Source organism: Variovorax sp. J22P240 (assembly GCF_030316855.1).
Taxonomy (GTDB): Bacteria; Pseudomonadota; Gammaproteobacteria; order Burkholderiales; family Burkholderiaceae_C; genus Variovorax.
Map to the genome: position 1 here is coordinate 142,725 of NZ_JASZYR010000012.1, position 17,596 is coordinate 160,320.

The following is a 17,596-nucleotide window of genomic DNA, read 5'->3' on the forward strand; positions in this document are numbered from 1 at the left end:
GTGCGGCGTTCACGACCAGAGGTCGCGCAGCCCCTCCTTGATGGTGTCGGGAACGTTCTTCTGCGTGTCCAGGGCGTCGAGGTAGGCGGCATCGTCGACGACGGTCAACGCATCGATGGCGAGTGGCATGACGGTGGCCGAGAGCTTCTTCGTTTGGGCGAACACCGGCCGCATCGCCGCGGCCCGCAGCGATCGGCCGCCGGGCGTTCTCACCGGCAGGTCGACGCGCATCTCGACGCCGGTGTCGAGTACCTCGTCGAGCGCCAGCCGCCAGGTGTTGGCGCCGGCGCTTGCCATCGCCAATCGCGAGATCGGCCGCGGTCGCTCGGCCTGGCGTGCGAGCGCAGGCAGGCCGCGCAATGCGCGGGTCAGTCGCTCGCCCGCGCCGGCGAGCGTGAGGTTCTGCGTCAGCGGATCTTCGGCCGGGTGCGCGAGGAACAGCATGCGCTTGGTGCCGCCGATCGTGATCGCCTCGCCCGCGAAGCCCAGCTTGCGCATCAGCGTCGCGTCGCCGAAGCGACCGACGCCGCTGATCATCACGAGCAGAAGGTCCGATTCCTTGGCGCGAATGAGCTGCTGGTAGGGGTCGCCCGAAGCGCCCTGCACGATGATGAGGTCGGCACGCTTTCCGGCCTCGACCGTGCCGACCACGCGCTCCCAGCCGAGCAGTCCGGCCGCCTCGCGCGTGACCATCGCCACCAGTTCGCGCGCCGCGAAGATCCCGCCGTTGGCCTCGCTGAAAAGCTGCGCGACCTTGAGTTCGTTGAGGAGGTTGCGACTGCCCGAGGGCGCCCAGTCGCAACCGAGGGAGATGGGCACGCCGGCCGCCTTGGCTGCGGCGACGTCGGCGGTGCCGCCGTACAGCAGCAGGTTGCTGAAGGGCGACCAGACCATGCTGCCGCCGTTGGCTGCCAGCACCTGGAAATCGGGCGCCTGCAGCGCCGCCGCGTGGATGCCGCACAGTGAGGACGTGATCGCCCAGTTGTCGTCGCCGATCCGCAGCGACTGGAAGGCGCGGCGCGCGGTCGGGTCGGTGCCTTCGGAGAGATGCAGCAGGTAGCAGGTTTTCTCCTTCTTCAGCCGGGTGAGGAAGGTCTTCGCGTCCTTGGCCGCGACGTCGGGCACGCGCGTGGAGGCTGCAGGCAGGGCGGCTTCGTCGTCGGTGGCCTCGACGTTGCGCACCACGCCACGGAAGTAGCGCCGGATGCCCGACTGGTTCGCCAGCGTGATGCCCTGGCCGGTGGTGGTGCCGCCAATCAGCACCTTGGCCTCGACGTAACGGCAGATGGACGCCAGCAAATCGGGCGTGGCCGCGAGCGTCTGCATCGGCGCGGAGATCTTGCTCTGGTACTCCGCGTGGCGCGCCCATTGGCCACGGTTGCTGAATTTCTTCGGCACCTGCCACAGCGGCAGCACGTTGTAGGGCATGTGGTTGTGCAGGTCGATCAGTCCGGGGTAGATGGTGCCCCCCGAGTTCGTCACCGCCGTGTTGCCGAAGCCGGCGGGCGCGGGCGCCGATGCCTCCTGCACCGCGACGATGTCGCCGTTCTGCGTGTAGACGCGGCCGTCGGCGATCACCTTGAAGCTGCCGTTCATCGTGACGACGCGGCCCTGGAGCACGAGCTTCGGGCTATCGGCGGGGTCGATGGGTTTCTTGGTGGCCATGGTTCACTCCCCCCGACACGGATCGTGACGCGCCACCGGCCATGGCGCATCAGACAAAAGAGCTATGCCCGAAGCCCGGGCGCTCACCGCGACCGGCGCAATGGCTCGACGTTCCACGTATGAAAAACCCAGCTGAAAAAGCAGGGCAACTACGGGCCGCTTCTCCCCTGCATCGCCAGACTTTGGGGTAGCCTCTGTCCTGAGCCAAGAAGCAAGGAGACACTGATGGCAAACACACTATCCCCCGCCGAACAGGCACTGCGCGATGCGGCGCGTGAATACCACCGCTCGCCGGTGAAGGGCAAGATTTCGATCTCGCCCACCAAGCCTCTTCTCAACCAGCGCGACCTCTCCCTGGCCTATTCGCCGGGCGTCGCCTACCCCTGCCTCGACATCGAGGCCGACCCGTCGCTCGCAGCCGAATACACCTCTCGCGGCAATCTGGTCGGCGTCGTCACCAACGGCACCGCAGTGCTCGGCCTGGGCAACATCGGCCCGCTGGCAAGCAAGCCCGTGATGGAAGGCAAGGGCTGCCTGTTCAAGAAGTTCGCCGGCATCGACGTGTTCGACATCGAACTCGCCGAGACCGACCCCGACAAGCTCGTCGACATCATCGCGGCGCTCGAACCCACGCTGGGCGGCATCAACCTCGAGGACATCAAGGCGCCCGAGTGCTTCTACATCGAGAAGAAGCTGCGCGAGCGCATGAACATCCCCGTCTTCCACGACGACCAGCACGGCACGGCCATCATCTCGGCGGCCGCGCTCATCAACGGGCTCGAACTCGTCGACAAGAAGATCGAGGACGTGAAGATCGCCGTCTCCGGCGCGGGCGCGGCGGCCATCGCCTGCCTCGACGTGATGGTCGGCCTCGGCGCCAAGCATTCGAACATCTACGCGGTCGACTCCAAGGGTCTCATCTACGTCGGGCGCGCAGGCGGCTTCGACGACTCGAAGACGCGCTACGCCCAGAAGGACACCGGCGCCCGCACGCTGGCCGACGTCATGAAGGACGCCGACGTGTTCCTCGGCTGCTCGGCACCCGGCGTGGTCACGCAGGACATGGTCAAGAGCATGGCCCGCCAGCCGATCATCCTGGCGCTCGCCAACCCAGAGCCCGAGATCCGGCCCGAACTCGCCAAGGCCGTGCGCCCCGACTGCATCATCGCGACCGGCCGCTCGGACTACCCGAACCAGGTCAACAACGTGCTGTGCTTCCCGTACATCTTTCGCGGGGCACTCGACTGCGGTGCGAGCAAGATCACGGAAGAAATGAAGCTCGCCTGCGTGCGCGAGATCGCCGATCTGACCAAGGCCGACATCAGCGAGGAAGTCGCCAACGCCTACGCCGGGCAGGAGCTCTCCTTCGGGCCCGACTACATCATCCCCAAGCCTTTCGATTCGCGGCTGATCCTGCGCATCGCGCCCGCCGTCGCCAAGGCAGCCGAGGAGTCGGGCGTGGCGACGCGGCCGATCGAGGACCTGGAAACCTACCGCCAGCACCTGACGCGCTTCGTCTACCAGACCGGGATGTTCATGCGCCCGGTCTTCAGCGCCGCCAAGTGCGGGACCGCCAAGCGCGTGGCCTACGCCGAAGGCGAGGACGACCGCGTACTGCGCGCCGCTCAACTGGCCGTCGACGAAGGCCTGGCCAAGCCGATCCTCGTGGGCCGTCCGGCCGTGATCGAGGCGCGCATCAAGAAGGCCGGGCTGCACATCCGCGTGGGCACCGACGTCGAGTGCGTCGACCCCGAAGACGACCCGCGCTTCCGGACCTACTGGGAGACGTACCACAAACTCATGGGCCGCCGGGGCATCACGCCCGAAGCCTCGAAGGCCATGGTTCGCCGCTCCAACACGACCATCGCCTCGCTGATGGTGCACCTGGGCGACGCCGACGCGATGCTGTGCGGCCTGGTCGGGCGCTTCGACAGCCACCTCAAGATCCTGGACAACGTGCTGGGCCTCAAGGCCGGCGCGCCGGGCTTCGCGACGCTCAATGCGCTCACGCTCGAGAAGTACACGCTCTTCATCGCCGACACCAACGTGCATGAAGACCCGAGCGCCGAGACGCTCGCGAACATCGCGATGATGGCCGCGGAAGAAGTGCGCCGCTTCGGCCTGCCGCCCAAGGTGGCCTTCCTGTCGCACTCCAACTTCGGCTCGTCGGATCGCGGCTCGGCGCGCAAGATGCGGCTCGCCAAGGAACTGTTCGCGAAGATGGCGCCCGACATCGAATGCGACGGCGAGATGCACGGCGACGCCGCGCTCTCCGAGGAAGTGCGGCGCAAGGCCCTACCTGAAAGCAGGCTCACGGGCGAGGCCAACCTGCTGATCTGCCCGAACCTCGACGCGGCCAACATCCTCTTCAACGTGCTGAAGATGACCGGCGGCAACGGCGTGACAGTCGGCCCCATCCTGATGGGCGCACAAGGCTCAGCCCACATCCTCACGGCTTCGGCCACTGTGCGGCGCGTCGTCAACATGACGGCACTGGCCGTGGCCAACGCCAGCTCGCCGCGCTGAGTCGCGCACCAAAGTGACGCCCCGCAGCGGTGCACGCGGCGGGGCGTTGTCACGTCCGGCCGCCTCCTGGGCGGCCTCGAGGCAAGGCCCCGACATGCACCCCATTGGCTCATCGGAAGGGTTCGCACCAATCGCGTGCCGGCACCGTTTTTGCTTGAATCCCGTGCACTCATCTTTCACGGAATCCTGCATGAACAAGCGCCAACTGATCCAGACTTTCCTCGCCGCATCGGCTCTGAGCTTCGGCCTGGGCACCGCCCACGCCCAGACCACGCCGATCAAGTTCCAGCTCGACTGGCGCTTCGAGGGGCCGGGCGCTTTCTTCACGCACCCTGCCGCCAAGGGCTATTTCAAGGCCAGCGGCCTCGACGTCACGGTCGACGCGGGCAACGGGTCCGGCGGCGCGGTCACCCGCGTGGCATCGGGCGCCTACGACATGGGCTTCGCCGACCTGGCGGCGCTGATGGAGTTCCACGCCAACAACCCTGACAGCCCGAACAAGCCGGTCGCGGTCATGATGGTCTACAACAACACGCCGGCATCGGTCATGGCGCTCAAGAAGAGCGGCATCACCAAGCCCGCCGACCTCACGGGCAAGAAGCTCGGCGCGCCGGTGTTCGATGCGGGCCGCCGCTCGTTCCCGATCTTCGCCAAGGCCAACAACGTCGGCGCGGTCAACTGGACCGCGATGGACCCGACCCTGCGCGAGACCATGCTGATGCGCGGCGACATCGACGCCATCACGGGCTTCACCTTCACCTCGCTGCTGAACCTCGAGGCGCGAGGCGCCAAGACGGCGGACGTGGTCATCCTCCCCTACCCCGAATTCGGCGTGAAGCTCTATGGCAACGCGATCATCGTCTCGCCCAAGCTCATCAAGGAGAACCCGGCGGCGGTAAAGGCCTTCCTGCTGGCCTTCACGAAGGGCGCGAAGGAAGTGATCGCCAGCCCCGCGGTCGCCATCGAATCCATCAAGGCACGCGACGGGATCGTCAACAGCGAGTTGGAGACGCGCCGCCTCAAGCTCGCGATCGACACCGTGGTCAACACGCCCGATGCACGCGCCGAAGGCTTCGGCCAGATCAACGCCGGCCGCTTGTCGTTGATGGCCTCCCAAGTGTCGGACGCCTTCGCGACCAAGACCCGCGTAAATCCCGATGCAGTGTGGAACGGCTCTCTGCTGCCCACCGCGGCCGAGCTGAACATCCTTCGCAAGTGATGGAGGACACCGGGAACACCCCCTTCGTCGATTTCCAAGACGTCTGGCTCGCCTACAACGAGGAACTGCTTCGCGCCAATCACTTCGCTGTCGAGGCCATCGACCTGCAGGTGAAGCGCGGGGAATTCATCGCCATCGTCGGGCCTTCGGGCTGCGGCAAGTCGACCTTCATGAAGCTGACGACGGGTCTCAAGATGCCGTCGATGGGCAAGATCCGGATCGACGGCGAGCCCGTGACCGGGCCGCTGAAGATCTCGGGCATGGCCTTCCAGGCGCCATCGCTGCTGCCCTGGCGAACGACGGTCGACAACGTGTTGCTGCCGCTGGAAATCGTCGAGCCCTACCGCTCGACCTTCAAGGCGAAGCGAAAGGAATACGTCGAGCGTGCGCGCAGGCTGCTGCAGAAGGTCGGCCTCGGCGGGTACGAGGACAAGTTCCCGTGGCAGCTCTCCGGCGGCATGCAGCAGCGCGCGAGCATCTGCCGCGCGCTCATCCACGAGCCCAAGATGCTGCTGCTCGACGAGCCCTTCGGCGCGCTCGACGCATTCACGCGCGAGGAGCTGTGGTGCATCCTGCGCGACCTCTGGACCGAGCAGCAGTTCAACGTGATCCTGGTCACGCACGACCTGCGCGAGTCGGTGTTCCTGGCCGACACGGTCTACGTGATGAGCAAGAGCCCCGGCCGCTTCGTGGTGAAGCGCGAGATCGAGCTGCCGCGCCCGCGCGAGCTGGAACTGACCTACACCAAGGAGTTCACCGACATCGTGCTCGAGCTGCGCAGCCACATCGGCGCGATCCGCAGCAATGCGACCGCCGCATCGGCGCCCGCCGTGATCCCGCAGTAAGCCTTTCATGAAAAACAACAAGCAATTCGAACGCTGGTCGCCGTGGCTCCTGCTGGTGGCAGTCCTCGTGCTGTGGCAGGTCATCTGCTCGGGTTTCGGCGTCTCGGAGTTCATCTTTCCGAGCCCGTGGCGCATCTGGACGCAGTTCTGGGAGTTCAAGGAAATCATCGCGGGCCATGCGTGGCGCACCTTCTGGGTCACGATGGCGGGCTTCGGCATCGCGATCGTGGTGGGCGTGCTGCTGGGCTTCGTGATCGGCAGCTCGCGGCTCGCCTACGCGGCGGTGTACCCGCTGATGACGGCCTTCAACGCGCTGCCCAAGGCGGCCTTCGTGCCCATCCTGGTGGTGTGGTTCGGCATCGGCATCGGGCCGGCGGTCCTCACGGCGTTTCTCATCAGCTTCTTTCCGATCATGGTCAACATCGCGACCGGTCTTGCGACGCTGGAGCCCGAGCTGGAAGACGTGCTGCGCGTGCTCGGCGCCAAGCGCTGGGATGTGCTGACGAAGGTCGGCCTGCCGCGTTCGATGCCCTACTTCTACGGCTCGCTCAAGGTGGCGATCACACTCGCCTTCGTCGGCACCACGGTGTCGGAGATGACGGCCGCCAACGAGGGCATCGGTTACCTGCTGATTTCCGCCGGCTCCTCCATGCAGATGGGGCTGGCCTTCGCGGGCCTGATGGTGGTGGGCGCGATGGCCATGGGGATGTACGAACTCTTCAGCGCGGTCGAGAAGCACACCACGGCCTGGGCGCACCGCGGTTCGCAGAACGAGTGAGGCGCGGCAAGGGCGCCGGAGTGTGCCCTTGTCTCCCGCGGCGGGTTCTCCTATGCTCGCGAACCCGACAAGGAGACAAGCCATGATCAAGGTCAGTGTGATGTACCCCAACACCCCGGGAGCGCGATTCGACCACGACTACTACCGCGACAAGCACATGCCGCTGCTGAAAGCCAGGATGGGCGATGCCTGCAAGTCTTACACGATCGACAAGGGAATCGCCGGCGGCGCGCCGGGCGCACCGGCGACCTATGTTGGCATGTGCCACATCTTCTGCGACTCCGTGGAGTCCTTTCAAGCCGCCTTCGGGCCGCATGCCAAGGAGATCCTGGGGGACATCCCGAACTACACGGACCTCCAGCCAGTGATGCAGATCAGCGAAGTGGTCGTGGGCTGAACGTCGGCGACTCAGGCAAGCACGGTCTCGATCTCCGTCTTCACCTCGGTCATCAGCCGGTGCAGCGGGCACTTGCCGGCCACGCGCAGCAACTCGGCGCGCTGCTCGTCGCTCAGATTGCCCGTCACGCGCAGCGAGGTCTTGAGGCGATAGGTGCCCTTGCGCTCCTCGCTGGCGTCGCGATCGACCACGACTTCGATGTCCTCGACCGGGATGCCCTTGCGCTGCGCATAGACCAGCACGGTCAGCGCCTTGCAGGCCCCCAGCGACGAATCGTAGAGATCGTGCGGCGACGGCCCCGCATCCTTGCCGCCGGCGTCCGGCGACGCGTCGACCGGGATCTCGTGCGCGCGAACCTTCACGGTGTGCCGGGTGGCGGTGGTGCTGTCGCGTCGAACGGTGATGCTCATGAAAGTCTCCTGATGATCAGCCGGCGATGGTAGCCCCGCTCAATCCCAGTAATCCCGCGGAACCGGCTCGGCCGGGCCGCAGGGGTTGCCCCCGGAAGGGGGTGCCCGAGCCACACGAAGTGGACGAGGCTGGGGGCGAACTCAATCAATGCCGCGGTGCACCTCGGCCTCGCCGTGCTTCGCCAGCAGCTGCATCAGGTGCTTGCGGATCAGCATGCCGGGGCGGTCGGACTCCATCGAGTACTCGACGCCGCGCCGGCGGGTGTCGACCAGCGCATCGGGGTCGGTCGATTCGAGGATGTCCTTGTCCTCGCGCGTGATCTCCTCGTCGAAGTCGATCAGCATCTGTGCGGCGCAGTCGGCTTCGGTGTCGTTGCGGAACAGCCATTGGCACAGCTGCATGCGGCCATCGTCGATGGGCGTGAAGCAGTTGATGATGATGTGGCGGGTCCCCGAGGGGTACTCGATGTCGAGCCGGCGCGAGAACGGCAGGAAGTAGGCATTGCGCATGTGGCGCGTGGTGATCGGATCGGTCACACCGCTGATCGCATGAAACTTCGCCGGGTTCACCGCTTCGATCACCGTCTCGGCGTAGAAGCCGCTGTCGTTCTCGACCAGCTCGTACTTGCTCGGCTTGGGGCTCGCCGCCACCCCGAAGGTCGCGCGGTGCACGAAGCTGAAGTGCGAGTTGTCGAAGGAGTTCTCCAGCGCGCGCATCGGGCTGGTCTGCCACTCTTCGTGGAACTGGTGGATGGTGCGGTAAGCCGGATCGGCGAACTCTGGAATCTCGGGGATGTCGGCAATGGGCTCCTCGAGGGCCACCCACGCGTACCCGTAGCGTGCGGTGCAGTGGTAGGCCGTGGTCTTGTACTCGGGCGAGATCTTGCGGTCCGGCTCGTACTGCGGGATGCGGATGACCTGCCCGCTGCGGTCGTAGGTCCAGCCGTGGTAGCCGCACTGGATCGCGCCTTGCCCGCAGGCCTTGCCTTCGCCATCCACGCACCAGCCCTTGGAGAGCTTGGCGGTGCGGTGGCAGCAGCGGTCGCGCAGCGCGGCGGGCTGGCCGTCCGCATCGAGGAAGAGAACGATGTTCTCGCCGAGCAGCGTGAAAGGCTTGGGGCCCTGCTGCAGATCGACCAGAGGCATGACGGCATGCCAGAACTTGCGGAAGACGGATTGTTGCGTGACGAGCATGAAAAAAGACTCCTTCGGGTGTGCGTTGGGGACGACCATGAAAGAGCAATTTCCCGCCGGGACATCCGGCTGAACGCTTCTACTCTGCGCCAGCGTCGATGCAATTTGCGCGCCCGGATTGTCCCGCCGTGCCGGTGCGCAAGGCCAGGCGAGCGGCCTCATCCCGGGCGAATCACCTTGGCATGCGTCGTGCATGAACGAACCCAAGAGTAGAAGCGTTCAGCAGCGCACGCACAGCGTCAGTGCGCCGCCCGGAAATTGCTCTTGAAGTGCCCGGCCGCAACGGCGGGCGTTCAAGTTCCACGATCTTCCGGAGATAACTTTCCATGCAACGCCGTACCTTCCTCGCCTCAGGCGCAACCAGCGCCGCCGCCCTTGTCGCTCCCAGCGTCTTCGCACAGGGCGCACCCAAGCTGACGCCGCTCAAGTTCACGCTCGACTTCCGCATCAACGGGCAGACCGCACCCTTCTTCCTCGCGGAGAGCAAGGGCTACTACAAGGACGAAGGCCTGGACGTCACGATCGACACGGGCGCCGGTTCGGTCGCCTCGATCACACGCATCGCCAGCGGCGTGTACCAGCTGGGCCTGGGCGACATCAGCTCGCTGGTCGAGTTCAATGCGCAGAATTCGGGCACGCCGGTGGTGCAGGCGGTGTACCAGTACTACAACCGCGCACCGTTCGTGATCATCGGCCGCAAGGACCGCGGCGTCACCGGCGAGTTCAAGAGCCTCCAGGGCAAGAAGGTCGCCGCCGCCGCGGTGGAATCGACACGCCGCGCCTGGCCCATGGTGGCCCGCAAGCAAGGCATGAAGCCCGACGCCTTCCAGTGGCAGACCACCGACTTCAGCGCGCGCGACAACGTCATGGTGCGCGGCGACGTCGATGCCGCCACCTACTTCCACGACTCGGCCGTGTCGCTCTTCGCGCGCATGAAGACCGATGAACTCGCGGTGCTCAAGTATTCGGATGCCGGCGTCAACCTGTATGGCAATGCGATCCTCGCGAGCAGCAACCTGATCGTGCAGAACCCGAAGGCGGTCGCGGCCTTCCTGCGCGCGACCAACCGCGCGATCGTCGAGACCTTTGCGAATCCGGCCCCGAGCATTGCCGCGATGCGCCAGCGCGAACCCATCCTGGACGCCAAGGTGGAACTGGACCGCTGGAGCATCACCGCACAGTACGTGGGTGCCGCCGATACGCGCACGCACGGGCTCGGCGACATCAAGAAGCTCACGCTCGAACAGCAGGTCGACGAGGTGGCAGAGGTCTTCGGCCTGAAGACCAGGCCCTCGGCGGATGCGATCTTCAACAGCTCGATGCTGCCCGCACGCGGCGAACGTAACATCAAGGCATGAGCTCAGATCCTCCAGGCAACTTTTCCCCGGAAAACCAGCTCGACGAACGCGACGGCCGCTATCTCCGCAAGGCGATCGTGTGGTCGCACGCGGGGCGACGGCGCGGCAATCGGCCTTTCGGCGCGGTGGTGGTGTCGGCCGCCGGCGAAGTGCTGGCGGAGGCCTACTGCAATACGGCGGAGACTGGCGACGTCACCGGTCACGCCGAGACCAACGCCGTGCGCATGCTGGCCGATCGCAAGCTCTCGCGCGAAGAGCTGGCCGGCGCGACGATCTATTCGTCGGGCGAACCCTGCGTGATGTGCGCGGGCGCGATCTTCTGGTCGAACATCGGCCGCGTGGTGTTCGGCATCGACGCCGAGCGGCTGCGGCTCTTTCGCGGGGAGCGCGGCGACCAGCGCGACGCCGAACTGTCGTGTCGCGACGTGTTCCGCGCGTCGCCGCATACGATCGAATGCATCGGGCCCGCGCTGATCGACGAGGCGAGTGCCGCGCACGTGGGGGCCTGGAAGACCTGAGGCTTCCTGCACCCTACACTCCGCCCATGCCATGGCACGCTCGACTCGACCTCGACTACCAACTTGAACAACAACGCAGCGTCGCACGCTTTCGCCACGACGGGCCGCTGCGCATCCTGCAGAGCCTCTACCCCGAGGGCGACGCTGTGTGCCACAACGTGCTGGTGCATCCCCCGGGTGGCCTGGTCGGCGGCGACACGCTGGACATCCGCGTGCACGCGAAGGCCGGCGCCCACGGCCTGATCACAACGCCGGGTGCCAGCCGCTTCTACCGCTCCGACGGCGAACTGGCGCTGCAACGCGCCGATCTGACCGCGGACGCCGGCTCGCGCCTCGAATGGCTGCCGCTCGAGGCGATCTGCTACAGCGGCTGCCGTGCCGAGAACCGGCTGACCCTGCGCGTCGCCGCGGGCGCGGAGCTGATCGGCTGGGACGTCACCGCCCTCGGCCTGCCGCATGCCGGCAAGCCCTTCGAACTCGGCACGCTGCAGCAGCACATCGAGGTGCCGGGCGTATGGCTGGAGCGCGGGCGCATCGATGCCGCCGATCATCGACTGCTGCAGAGCCCGGTCGGCTTCGCGGGCCATCGGTGCATCGCGTCGATCTTCTTCGTCGCCGGATCGCCCATCGACCGGGCGCGTCGCGATGCCGCGCTCGACATCGCGCGCTCGCTGATCGATGCCCATGCGTTGCACGAGAGCGCAGGCGCGACCAGCCCGCATGCGGAAATCATCGTGTTGCGCGCGCTCGCACCGGTGGTCGAGCCCGCCATGCACCTGCTGCGCCAGGTGTGGATGGCGTGGCGCTCCGAGCTGTGGAAGCTGCCCGGCCAAGCGCCGCGGATCTGGTCGATGTAGACCATCGGGACGGCCCTGCCATGAGCCTCACGCACAGCGACATACCGGCCCGCCTGGACCGTCTGCCGTGGTCGCGCTGGCACTGGCGAGTGGTGATCGCGCTCGGCGTGGCCTGGGTGCTCGACGGGCTGGAGGTGACGCTGGTCGGCTCGCTGGGCGGCGTGCTGGAGCGGCCCGACACGCTGGGGCTGAGTGCCGCGCAGATCGGCTGGACGGGGTCGCTCTACATCGGCGGCGCGGTGATCGGCGCGCTGGTGTTCGGCCGGCTGGCCGACCGGCTGGGCCGCAAGAAGCTCTTTCTGATCACGCTGGCGGTCTACGCGCTGGCGACGCTGGCCACGGCCTTCTCGCCCAACTTCGCCTTCTTCGCGCTGTGCCGCTTCGCGACCGGTCTGGGCATCGGCGGCGAGTACGCGGCGATCAACTCCGCCATCGATGAGCTGATCCCCGCTCGGGTGCGCGGCCGCGTGAACCTCGCCATCAACGGCAGCTTCTGGATCGGCGCCGCGCTCGGAGCCGGCCTGAGTCTCTGGCTGCTCGACCCACGTGTGCTGGGGCCAGTCCTGGGTTGGCGCGTGGGCTTTGCACTCGGCGCGTTGCTCGCCGTGGCGATCCTGCTCGTGAGGCGCGACGTGCCGGAAAGCCCGCGATGGCTGATCGCCCATGGCCGGGTCGAGGAAGCGGAGCGCATCGTGCAGCGCATCGAAGCCGAAGTGAGTGCGCAGCACGGTGCGCTGCCGAGCGCCATCGGCCAGGTGACATTCGGCCGCCGCGCCAACCCCGGCTGGCGCGAAGTGGCGCAAGTGCTCTTTCGGCGCTACCCGCAGCGCAGCATGGTCGCTCTGGCGCTGATGATCTCGCAGGCCTTCTTCTACAACGCGATCTTCTTCACCTACGCGCTGGTGCTGACACGTTTTCACGGGGTGCCCGAAGGCAAGGTGGCGCTCTACATCTTTCCGTTCGCGCTCGGCAATGTGCTCGGACCGCTGCTGCTGGGTCCGCTGTTCGACCGGGTGGGCCGGCGCCGGATGATTGCGCTGACCTATGTGCTGTCGGGCGTGGGCCTGGCGATCACCGGGTGGGCCTTCATGGAAGGTTGGCTCGATGCGCGCAGCCAGGCGCTGTGCTGGTCGGCGGTGTTCTTCCTCGCATCGGCGGCGGCGAGTTCGGCCTACCTCACAGTGAGCGAAGTGTTCCCGCTCGAGATGCGCGCGATCGCGATCTCGCTCTTCTATGCGGTGGGCACGGGCGCCGGCGGCTTCGTGGCGCCGGTGCTCTTCGGCGCATTGATCGAGACCGGCAGCCGCGGTGCGGTGGCGGTGGGCTACGCGATCGGCGCGGCGCTGGTCATCGTGGCGGGCCTGCTCGCGCTGCGCTATGCGGTGAACGCCGAGCGCAAGCCGTTGGAAGAGGTCGCGCCGCCGCTTGGATCGGAAACGGAAGCGCGAACCGGCGGTCGCTGAACGCTTTCAATGAAGCGTGGTCGGATGCCCCGCGTCCACCCACGCTTCCAGCCCGCCCAACAGCGGACGCGCGCGCTTCATGCCCCTTGCCGCGAGTGCTTGTGCGGCCAGCGCGGCCGAGACTTCATTGGGGCAACTGCAGTACAGGATGATCTCGCGGTCGCCACCGTCGAAAGGCAGCTCGGATCGCCGTTGCTGGAGTTCCTTGAGCGATACCGGCAGTGCGCCCGGGATGCGCCGCGGGTCGACCTGCACCCCGGCGTCACCGCGCACGTCGATGACGATGGGCGGCGGCTCGCCACTCATCAACGCCCGAAGCTCGCCGACGGTGACGCGCGGCATGCCGGTGAGCCGCAGGAAGGCCCGCCGCCGCAAGTAGCGCACGACCAGCATCGCGGCGAGCACCACCACAAGCGCCACCGTCGCGAGGGTGCCAGCGTCCGCGATGACTTCCAGCACGGCCTGGATCTCGTCGCGGAACAGCCAGCCCAAACCCAGGAACACGACCACCCACAACAACGCGCCCGCCACCTCGAAGACCAGAAAGCGCCATGACGACATGCCCAGCGCGCCGGCCATCGGAGGCGCCACCACCGACACGCCGGGCACGAACTTGGCCGCCACGAGCGACAGGCCACCCCATCGGCCGATCAGTGTCTCGCTGCGCCGCACGCAGGAATCCGGCGAGATCGAGATCTTGCACAACAGCCGCATGAACCGGTAGCCGTAGATGCGCCCTGCGTAAAACCAGACGGCGTCGCCGAGCACGTTCGCCAGCACGGCTGCAGCCACCATGTAGATCAGCAACGCCGGTTCCGCCACAGCCGCCAGCGCACCGGCCACCACGAGCACCGGCGATGCCGGCACGGGCAACCCGACTCTTGCCGCGAAGGTCACGAGGAACACCACGGGAATCGCGTGGCCGACCATCAGCAGCATCAGTTCCTGCACGCTGCGCTCCCGGTCGGTGGCTGACGGCAGGAGGTCGGGAGCTTGGGCATGGGTCTCTCGGGCGAAGGAAACCCCCGAGCGTACCGCCGGCCCGGCCGCGCTGCAGCGAAAGCTCAATGCGCGGCGCCGACCGTGACCCGCGCCGTCATGTAGGGATGCACGGAGCAGACGTACTCGTACGCGCCGGGCTTGGAAAACGTGCGCTTGAACGACTGGCCCGGCAACATCAGGTCCATGCCCTTGGCGCCATCCGCAAAGGCGATGCCGTGCGGCGCACCGTCGTTGTTGGTCCAGGTCACGCTCTGCCCCACGGCAATGGCGAGTTCCACCGGAGCGAAGGCGAAGTTGTCGATCGAGACCTTCGCCTCGGCGCCCGTCCCGGCGCGATGCTGGACAGCCACCTTGCGCGGCGCATTGCCGACGGGAATGGTGGCGACCGGACCGCCGGCGAGATCGACCACGCTGACGTCGTTCGATCCCTCGTTGGTCACCAGCACCTTCTTGCGGTCGGGGAGGACGTCGACCCAATGCGGTTGCTTGCCCACCGCGATGCTGCCGGACGCTGCGCGCGTCGCCGGATCGAAGAGCATGAGCTCGCCGGGCCCCTGCACCACCACCACGCCCGCCGGCGTGCCGGCGAAGTGATGCGCGACATGCGGCGAAACGCCGGTGGGTATCTGCGCCACCACGCGGTTGGAAGCAGGGTCGAATACCTGCACCGCGCTCACGCCGGCCAGCGTCACGTAGAGCGCCTTGCCATCGGGGCCGAACTCGAGGTCGCGCGGCGTCTTCTCTACCGGCACGCTGGCCGTCACCGCGCGCGTCGGGAGGTCGATCACCACCAGCGCGAAATTCCCCGGCGCCTGCGAGGAGACGTAGGCCTTTTGGCCGTCCGGACGGATTGCGATGGTGTGCGGCTTGGGAACCGGCACGGTCGCACTCACCGCGCGGGTGGCCGTGTCGACGAAGGCCACGCGGTCGTCGCCGTTGACTGCCACCAGCAGCCAGTGGCCGTCGGGCGTGATCGCGAGGCCTTGTGGCCCCTTGCCGACCTCGACCGTCGCCGCCACCTGATCGCTGGCCGTGTCGATCACGCTGAGGCTCGATGCGCTCGATCCGCTCACGAAGACCTGGGTGTCGTCGCGCGCGACGGCGATGCCATCGGGCCCCGCGGCCACGGGCACCGTGGCCACCACGCGCAAGGCGGCGGCATCGATCACGCTGACCGAGTTGTCCTTGAAGTTCCCGACGTAGGCCTTGGGCCCCGCGGCCCAGGCCGGTGCGGCGAGAAACAGCGCCGCGAACGCTGGCGCAAGAATCGAATGCAGCTTCATGAGCACACTCCCGAGTGGGTAAAGAAGGAACAGAATCGCCATCACGCATGACGGACCGGGCGCGCCGGCTATTCCCGATCCGAGCGAAAAACGAATGGCGGAATAAAGCCATCCGCCCGCCCGTCATGCAGGGGAAGGAATCCGTTGAACGACCGCACCCGTCGATTCGAGGCCGCCGCCTTGCCGCACCTGCCCGCCGCGTACAACCTCGCGCGCTGGCTTCTGCGCGACGACCAGCAGGCCGAGGACGCCGTGCAGGAGGCCTGCCTGCGCGCCTTTCGCTTCTTTGACAACCTGCGCGGCGAAGACGCGCGGCCCTGGCTGCTGGGCATCGTTCGCAACGCCTGCTACGACTGGATGCGCCAGCATCGCCATCTGGCGGATCAGGTGGAATTCGACGAACTGCGCGACAGCAGCGTCGACGAGCCCGGCATCGGGTCGAGCCCGCCGGGCGGGGGCGACCCGGCCGCGCTATGGGAACAGCGTGCGACCGGCCAGCGCGTCGATGCGGCGATCGAGGCGCTGGCACCGGCCTTTCGCGAGGTGATCGTGCTCCGGGAACTGGAGGACCTGTCGTACGAGGACATCGCGCGCATCGCCGGCATTCCCATCGGCACGGTGATGTCGCGCCTGTCGCGTGCCCGTGCCCTGTTGCGCGCCGCGCTTGGCGCGGAGGCGCCTCGCGCGCAGGTTGGAGGAAAGCGTGATGCCAGCAACTGACGACGACGAACTCGGACCCCTGATCCGGCGCGAAGCGACGCGACATGCGCCGCCCGCGGCACTGGCCGAGCGCATCCTTGCCGACTTGCACAAGGCAGACGTGCGTGAACCGCTCCGCCCACAGCGCCGTCCGACTGCGTGGCCCTGGCTTCAGGCCATCACGATGTTCGTCGCAGGTGCCGCCACCGCCTGGGGCATCGCGCTGGGCCTGCTGGTGATGCCGGCGCAGGAGGTCATGAGCGACTCCATCACCGACAGCCATGTGCGTTCGTTGATGGGATCGCACCTCGCCGATGTGCTGTCTTCCGACCGCCACACGGTCAAGCCCTGGTTTGCCGGCAAGCTCGATTTCTCGCCGCCCGTGGTCGACCTCGCAGCGGAGGGCCTGCCGCTGATCGGCGCGCGGCTCGACTACATCGCCGGTCGGTCGGTCGCCGCGCTGGTCTACCAGTCGGGGCCGCACGTCATCAACCTGTTCGTCTGGCCTGCTCCGGATGAAAATCCGGCAGCCCCGCAGCTGCTGGCAAGGCGCGGCTACAACCTTGCGCACTGGACGGGAGGCGGCATGCAGGCCTGGGCGGTATCCGACCTGAATCCGGCCGAACTGCAAGCCTTCGCTACGCTCGTGCGAGATCGAATGGCGACTGCGGAAAGCGCTGCGCGCTGATCAGATCGCCACCAGTTGGCGCACGCCCTGCGCTTCCATGTCCTTGCCGAGGCCGCGCGCGATGACCTCGCCGCGCTCCATCACAAGGTAGTCGTCGGCCAGCTCCTGAGCGAAGTCGTAGTACTGCTCGCAAAGCACGATCGCCATGTCGCCGCGGTCGGCCAGCATGCGAATCACCCGGCCGATGTCCTTGATGATGCTGGGCTGGATGCCTTCGGTCGGCTCGTCCAGGATCAGCAGCTTGGGCTTCGGCGCGAGCGCGCGGGCGATGGCCAGTTGCTGCTGCTGGCCGCCGGAGAGGTCGCCGCCGCGGCGGTTCAACATCTGCTTGAGCACCGGGAAGAGCTCGTAAAGCTCCGGAGGGATCGGCGTGCTGCCCAACTTGTAGGCAAGGCCCATGCGCAGGTTCTCCTCGACCGTGAGGCGCGCGAAGATCTCGCGGCCCTGCGGGACGAAGCCCATGCCGGCACGGGCTCTTTCGTACGGCGTCCTCTTCTGGATGGGGGCGCCGTCGAACTCGATGCTGCCGCTCTTGATGGGGACCAGGCCCATGAGGGACTTGAGCAGGGTGGTCTTGCCTACGCCATTGCGGCCCAGGAGTACGGTGACCTTGCCCAGGCGCGCTTCGAAGCCGACGTCCCGGAGGATGTGGGAGCCGCCGTAGTACTGGTGGATGTTTTTTACGCTCAGCATG

At 67.0% G+C, this 17,596-nt stretch carries 17 protein-coding genes; 11 read left to right on the top strand and 6 right to left on the bottom strand.

The window, feature by feature from the left end:
* Window positions 1–9 precede the first annotated feature (9 nt).
* Window positions 10–1,665 (bottom strand): amidohydrolase family protein, encoded by a 1,656-nt coding sequence (locus QTI24_RS23960; protein ID WP_286603840.1) that lies wholly within the window; start codon window positions 1,663–1,665, stop codon window positions 10–12.
* Between the two features lie 225 nt (window positions 1,666–1,890).
* Here QTI24_RS23960 and QTI24_RS23965 point away from each other — a divergent pair, with 225 nt between their 5' ends.
* From QTI24_RS23965 to QTI24_RS23985, 5 genes are all read left to right on the top strand, one after another.
* On the top strand, window positions 1,891–4,191 hold the full coding sequence (locus QTI24_RS23965; RefSeq protein ID WP_286603841.1) for an NADP-dependent malic enzyme: 2,301 nt from the start codon (window positions 1,891–1,893) through the stop codon (window positions 4,189–4,191).
* A 190-nt stretch (window positions 4,192–4,381) separates the two neighbouring features.
* Window positions 4,382–5,410 (top strand): ABC transporter substrate-binding protein, encoded by a 1,029-nt coding sequence (locus QTI24_RS23970; RefSeq protein ID WP_286603842.1) that lies wholly within the window; start codon window positions 4,382–4,384, stop codon window positions 5,408–5,410.
* Window positions 5,410–6,255 (top strand): ABC transporter ATP-binding protein, encoded by an 846-nt coding sequence (locus tag QTI24_RS23975; protein WP_286603875.1) that lies wholly within the window; start codon window positions 5,410–5,412, stop codon window positions 6,253–6,255. The genes QTI24_RS23970 and QTI24_RS23975 overlap by 1 nt, the downstream gene beginning before the upstream one ends.
* Window positions 6,256–6,262: 7 nt before the next feature.
* Entirely contained in the window at window positions 6,263–7,033 is a 771-nt protein-coding gene (locus QTI24_RS23980; protein ID WP_286603843.1) for an ABC transporter permease, read from the top strand.
* 82 nt (window positions 7,034–7,115) lie between these two features.
* A complete protein-coding gene (locus tag QTI24_RS23985; protein WP_286603844.1) occupies window positions 7,116–7,430 on the top strand; it encodes an EthD family reductase in 315 nt (104 codons plus the stop codon).
* An 11-nt stretch (window positions 7,431–7,441) separates the two neighbouring features.
* On the opposite strand, the gene QTI24_RS23990 is transcribed toward QTI24_RS23985, so the two are convergent.
* Both QTI24_RS23990 and QTI24_RS23995 read right to left on the bottom strand, forming a co-directional pair.
* Window positions 7,442–7,840: an OsmC family protein gene (locus QTI24_RS23990; RefSeq protein ID WP_286603845.1), complete on the bottom strand. Its 399-nt coding sequence runs from the start codon at window positions 7,838–7,840 to the stop codon at window positions 7,442–7,444.
* A 141-nt stretch (window positions 7,841–7,981) separates the two neighbouring features.
* Entirely contained in the window at window positions 7,982–9,034 is a 1,053-nt protein-coding gene (locus tag QTI24_RS23995; protein WP_286603846.1) for an aromatic ring-hydroxylating dioxygenase subunit alpha, read from the bottom strand.
* 326 nt (window positions 9,035–9,360) lie between these two features.
* Between QTI24_RS23995 and QTI24_RS24000 the strand changes: the two genes are divergently transcribed.
* Genes QTI24_RS24000 through QTI24_RS24015 form a run of 4 tightly spaced genes read left to right on the top strand, consistent with a single transcriptional unit; the run spans window position 9,361 to window position 13,230 of the window.
* The gene (locus QTI24_RS24000) at window positions 9,361–10,392 is read left to right on the top strand and encodes an ABC transporter substrate-binding protein (RefSeq protein WP_286603847.1); all 1,032 of its coding nucleotides are present in this window, start codon (window positions 9,361–9,363) and stop codon (window positions 10,390–10,392) included.
* Complete coding sequence (locus tag QTI24_RS24005) at window positions 10,389–10,910, top strand: nucleoside deaminase (RefSeq protein WP_286603848.1); 522 nt, start codon at window positions 10,389–10,391, stop codon at window positions 10,908–10,910. The genes QTI24_RS24000 and QTI24_RS24005 overlap by 4 nt, the downstream gene beginning before the upstream one ends.
* A gap of 26 nt (window positions 10,911–10,936) precedes the next feature.
* Window positions 10,937–11,767 (top strand): urease accessory protein UreD, encoded by an 831-nt coding sequence (locus tag QTI24_RS24010; protein WP_286603849.1) that lies wholly within the window; start codon window positions 10,937–10,939, stop codon window positions 11,765–11,767.
* A gap of 20 nt (window positions 11,768–11,787) precedes the next feature.
* Window positions 11,788–13,230 carry an MFS transporter gene (locus tag QTI24_RS24015; protein WP_286603850.1) on the top strand — a complete coding sequence of 481 codons (1,443 nt, stop codon included), beginning with the start codon at window positions 11,788–11,790 and terminating at the stop codon, window positions 13,228–13,230.
* A 6-nt stretch (window positions 13,231–13,236) separates the two neighbouring features.
* On the opposite strand, the gene QTI24_RS24020 is transcribed toward QTI24_RS24015, so the two are convergent.
* Together QTI24_RS24020 and QTI24_RS24025 are read right to left on the bottom strand one after the other, a co-directional pair.
* Window positions 13,237–14,181: a VTT domain-containing protein gene (locus QTI24_RS24020; protein WP_286603851.1), complete on the bottom strand. Its 945-nt coding sequence runs from the start codon at window positions 14,179–14,181 to the stop codon at window positions 13,237–13,239.
* A 113-nt stretch (window positions 14,182–14,294) separates the two neighbouring features.
* The gene (locus QTI24_RS24025) at window positions 14,295–15,515 is read right to left on the bottom strand and encodes a YVTN family beta-propeller repeat protein (RefSeq protein ID WP_286603852.1); all 1,221 of its coding nucleotides are present in this window, start codon (window positions 15,513–15,515) and stop codon (window positions 14,295–14,297) included.
* Window positions 15,516–15,659: 144 nt separating this feature from the next.
* Between QTI24_RS24025 and QTI24_RS24030 the strand changes: the two genes are divergently transcribed.
* Together QTI24_RS24030 and QTI24_RS24035 are read left to right on the top strand one after the other, a co-directional pair.
* Window positions 15,660–16,235 (top strand): sigma-70 family RNA polymerase sigma factor, encoded by a 576-nt coding sequence (locus tag QTI24_RS24030; protein ID WP_286603853.1) that lies wholly within the window; start codon window positions 15,660–15,662, stop codon window positions 16,233–16,235.
* Window positions 16,222–16,902 (top strand): anti-sigma factor family protein, encoded by a 681-nt coding sequence (locus QTI24_RS24035; RefSeq protein ID WP_286603854.1) that lies wholly within the window; start codon window positions 16,222–16,224, stop codon window positions 16,900–16,902. Before QTI24_RS24030 ends, QTI24_RS24035 begins: the two co-directional genes overlap by 14 nt.
* Here the strand turns inward: QTI24_RS24035 and urtE are convergent, their stop codons facing one another.
* Window positions 16,903–17,595, bottom strand: coding sequence for an urea ABC transporter ATP-binding subunit UrtE (urtE, locus tag QTI24_RS24040; protein ID WP_286603855.1), 693 nt, complete (start codon window positions 17,593–17,595; stop codon window positions 16,903–16,905).
* Window position 17,596 lies beyond the last annotated feature (1 nt).

Excerpts from the sequence above, each read along its gene's own strand:
- QTI24_RS23960 (WP_286603840.1), bottom strand. The coding sequence starts at position 1,665 with ATGGCCACCAAGAAACCCATCGACCCCGCCGATAGCCCGAAGCTCGTG.
- QTI24_RS23965 (WP_286603841.1), top strand. The coding sequence starts at position 1,891 with ATGGCAAACACACTATCCCCCGCCGAACAGGCACTGCGCGATGCGGCG.
- QTI24_RS23970 (WP_286603842.1), top strand. The coding sequence starts at position 4,382 with ATGAACAAGCGCCAACTGATCCAGACTTTCCTCGCCGCATCGGCTCTG.
- QTI24_RS23975 (WP_286603875.1), top strand. The coding sequence starts at position 5,410 with ATGGAGGACACCGGGAACACCCCCTTCGTCGATTTCCAAGACGTCTGG.
- QTI24_RS23980 (WP_286603843.1), top strand. The coding sequence starts at position 6,263 with ATGAAAAACAACAAGCAATTCGAACGCTGGTCGCCGTGGCTCCTGCTG.
- QTI24_RS23985 (WP_286603844.1), top strand. The coding sequence starts at position 7,116 with ATGATCAAGGTCAGTGTGATGTACCCCAACACCCCGGGAGCGCGATTC.
- QTI24_RS23990 (WP_286603845.1), bottom strand. The coding sequence starts at position 7,840 with ATGAGCATCACCGTTCGACGCGACAGCACCACCGCCACCCGGCACACC.
- QTI24_RS23995 (WP_286603846.1), bottom strand. The coding sequence starts at position 9,034 with ATGCTCGTCACGCAACAATCCGTCTTCCGCAAGTTCTGGCATGCCGTC.
- QTI24_RS24000 (WP_286603847.1), top strand. The coding sequence starts at position 9,361 with ATGCAACGCCGTACCTTCCTCGCCTCAGGCGCAACCAGCGCCGCCGCC.
- QTI24_RS24005 (WP_286603848.1), top strand. The coding sequence starts at position 10,389 with ATGAGCTCAGATCCTCCAGGCAACTTTTCCCCGGAAAACCAGCTCGAC.
- QTI24_RS24010 (WP_286603849.1), top strand. The coding sequence starts at position 10,937 with ATGCCATGGCACGCTCGACTCGACCTCGACTACCAACTTGAACAACAA.
- QTI24_RS24015 (WP_286603850.1), top strand. The coding sequence starts at position 11,788 with ATGAGCCTCACGCACAGCGACATACCGGCCCGCCTGGACCGTCTGCCG.
- QTI24_RS24025 (WP_286603852.1), bottom strand. The coding sequence starts at position 15,515 with ATGAAGCTGCATTCGATTCTTGCGCCAGCGTTCGCGGCGCTGTTTCTC.
- QTI24_RS24035 (WP_286603854.1), top strand. The coding sequence starts at position 16,222 with ATGCCAGCAACTGACGACGACGAACTCGGACCCCTGATCCGGCGCGAA.
- urtE (WP_286603855.1), bottom strand. The coding sequence starts at position 17,595 with ATGCTGAGCGTAAAAAACATCCACCAGTACTACGGCGGCTCCCACATC.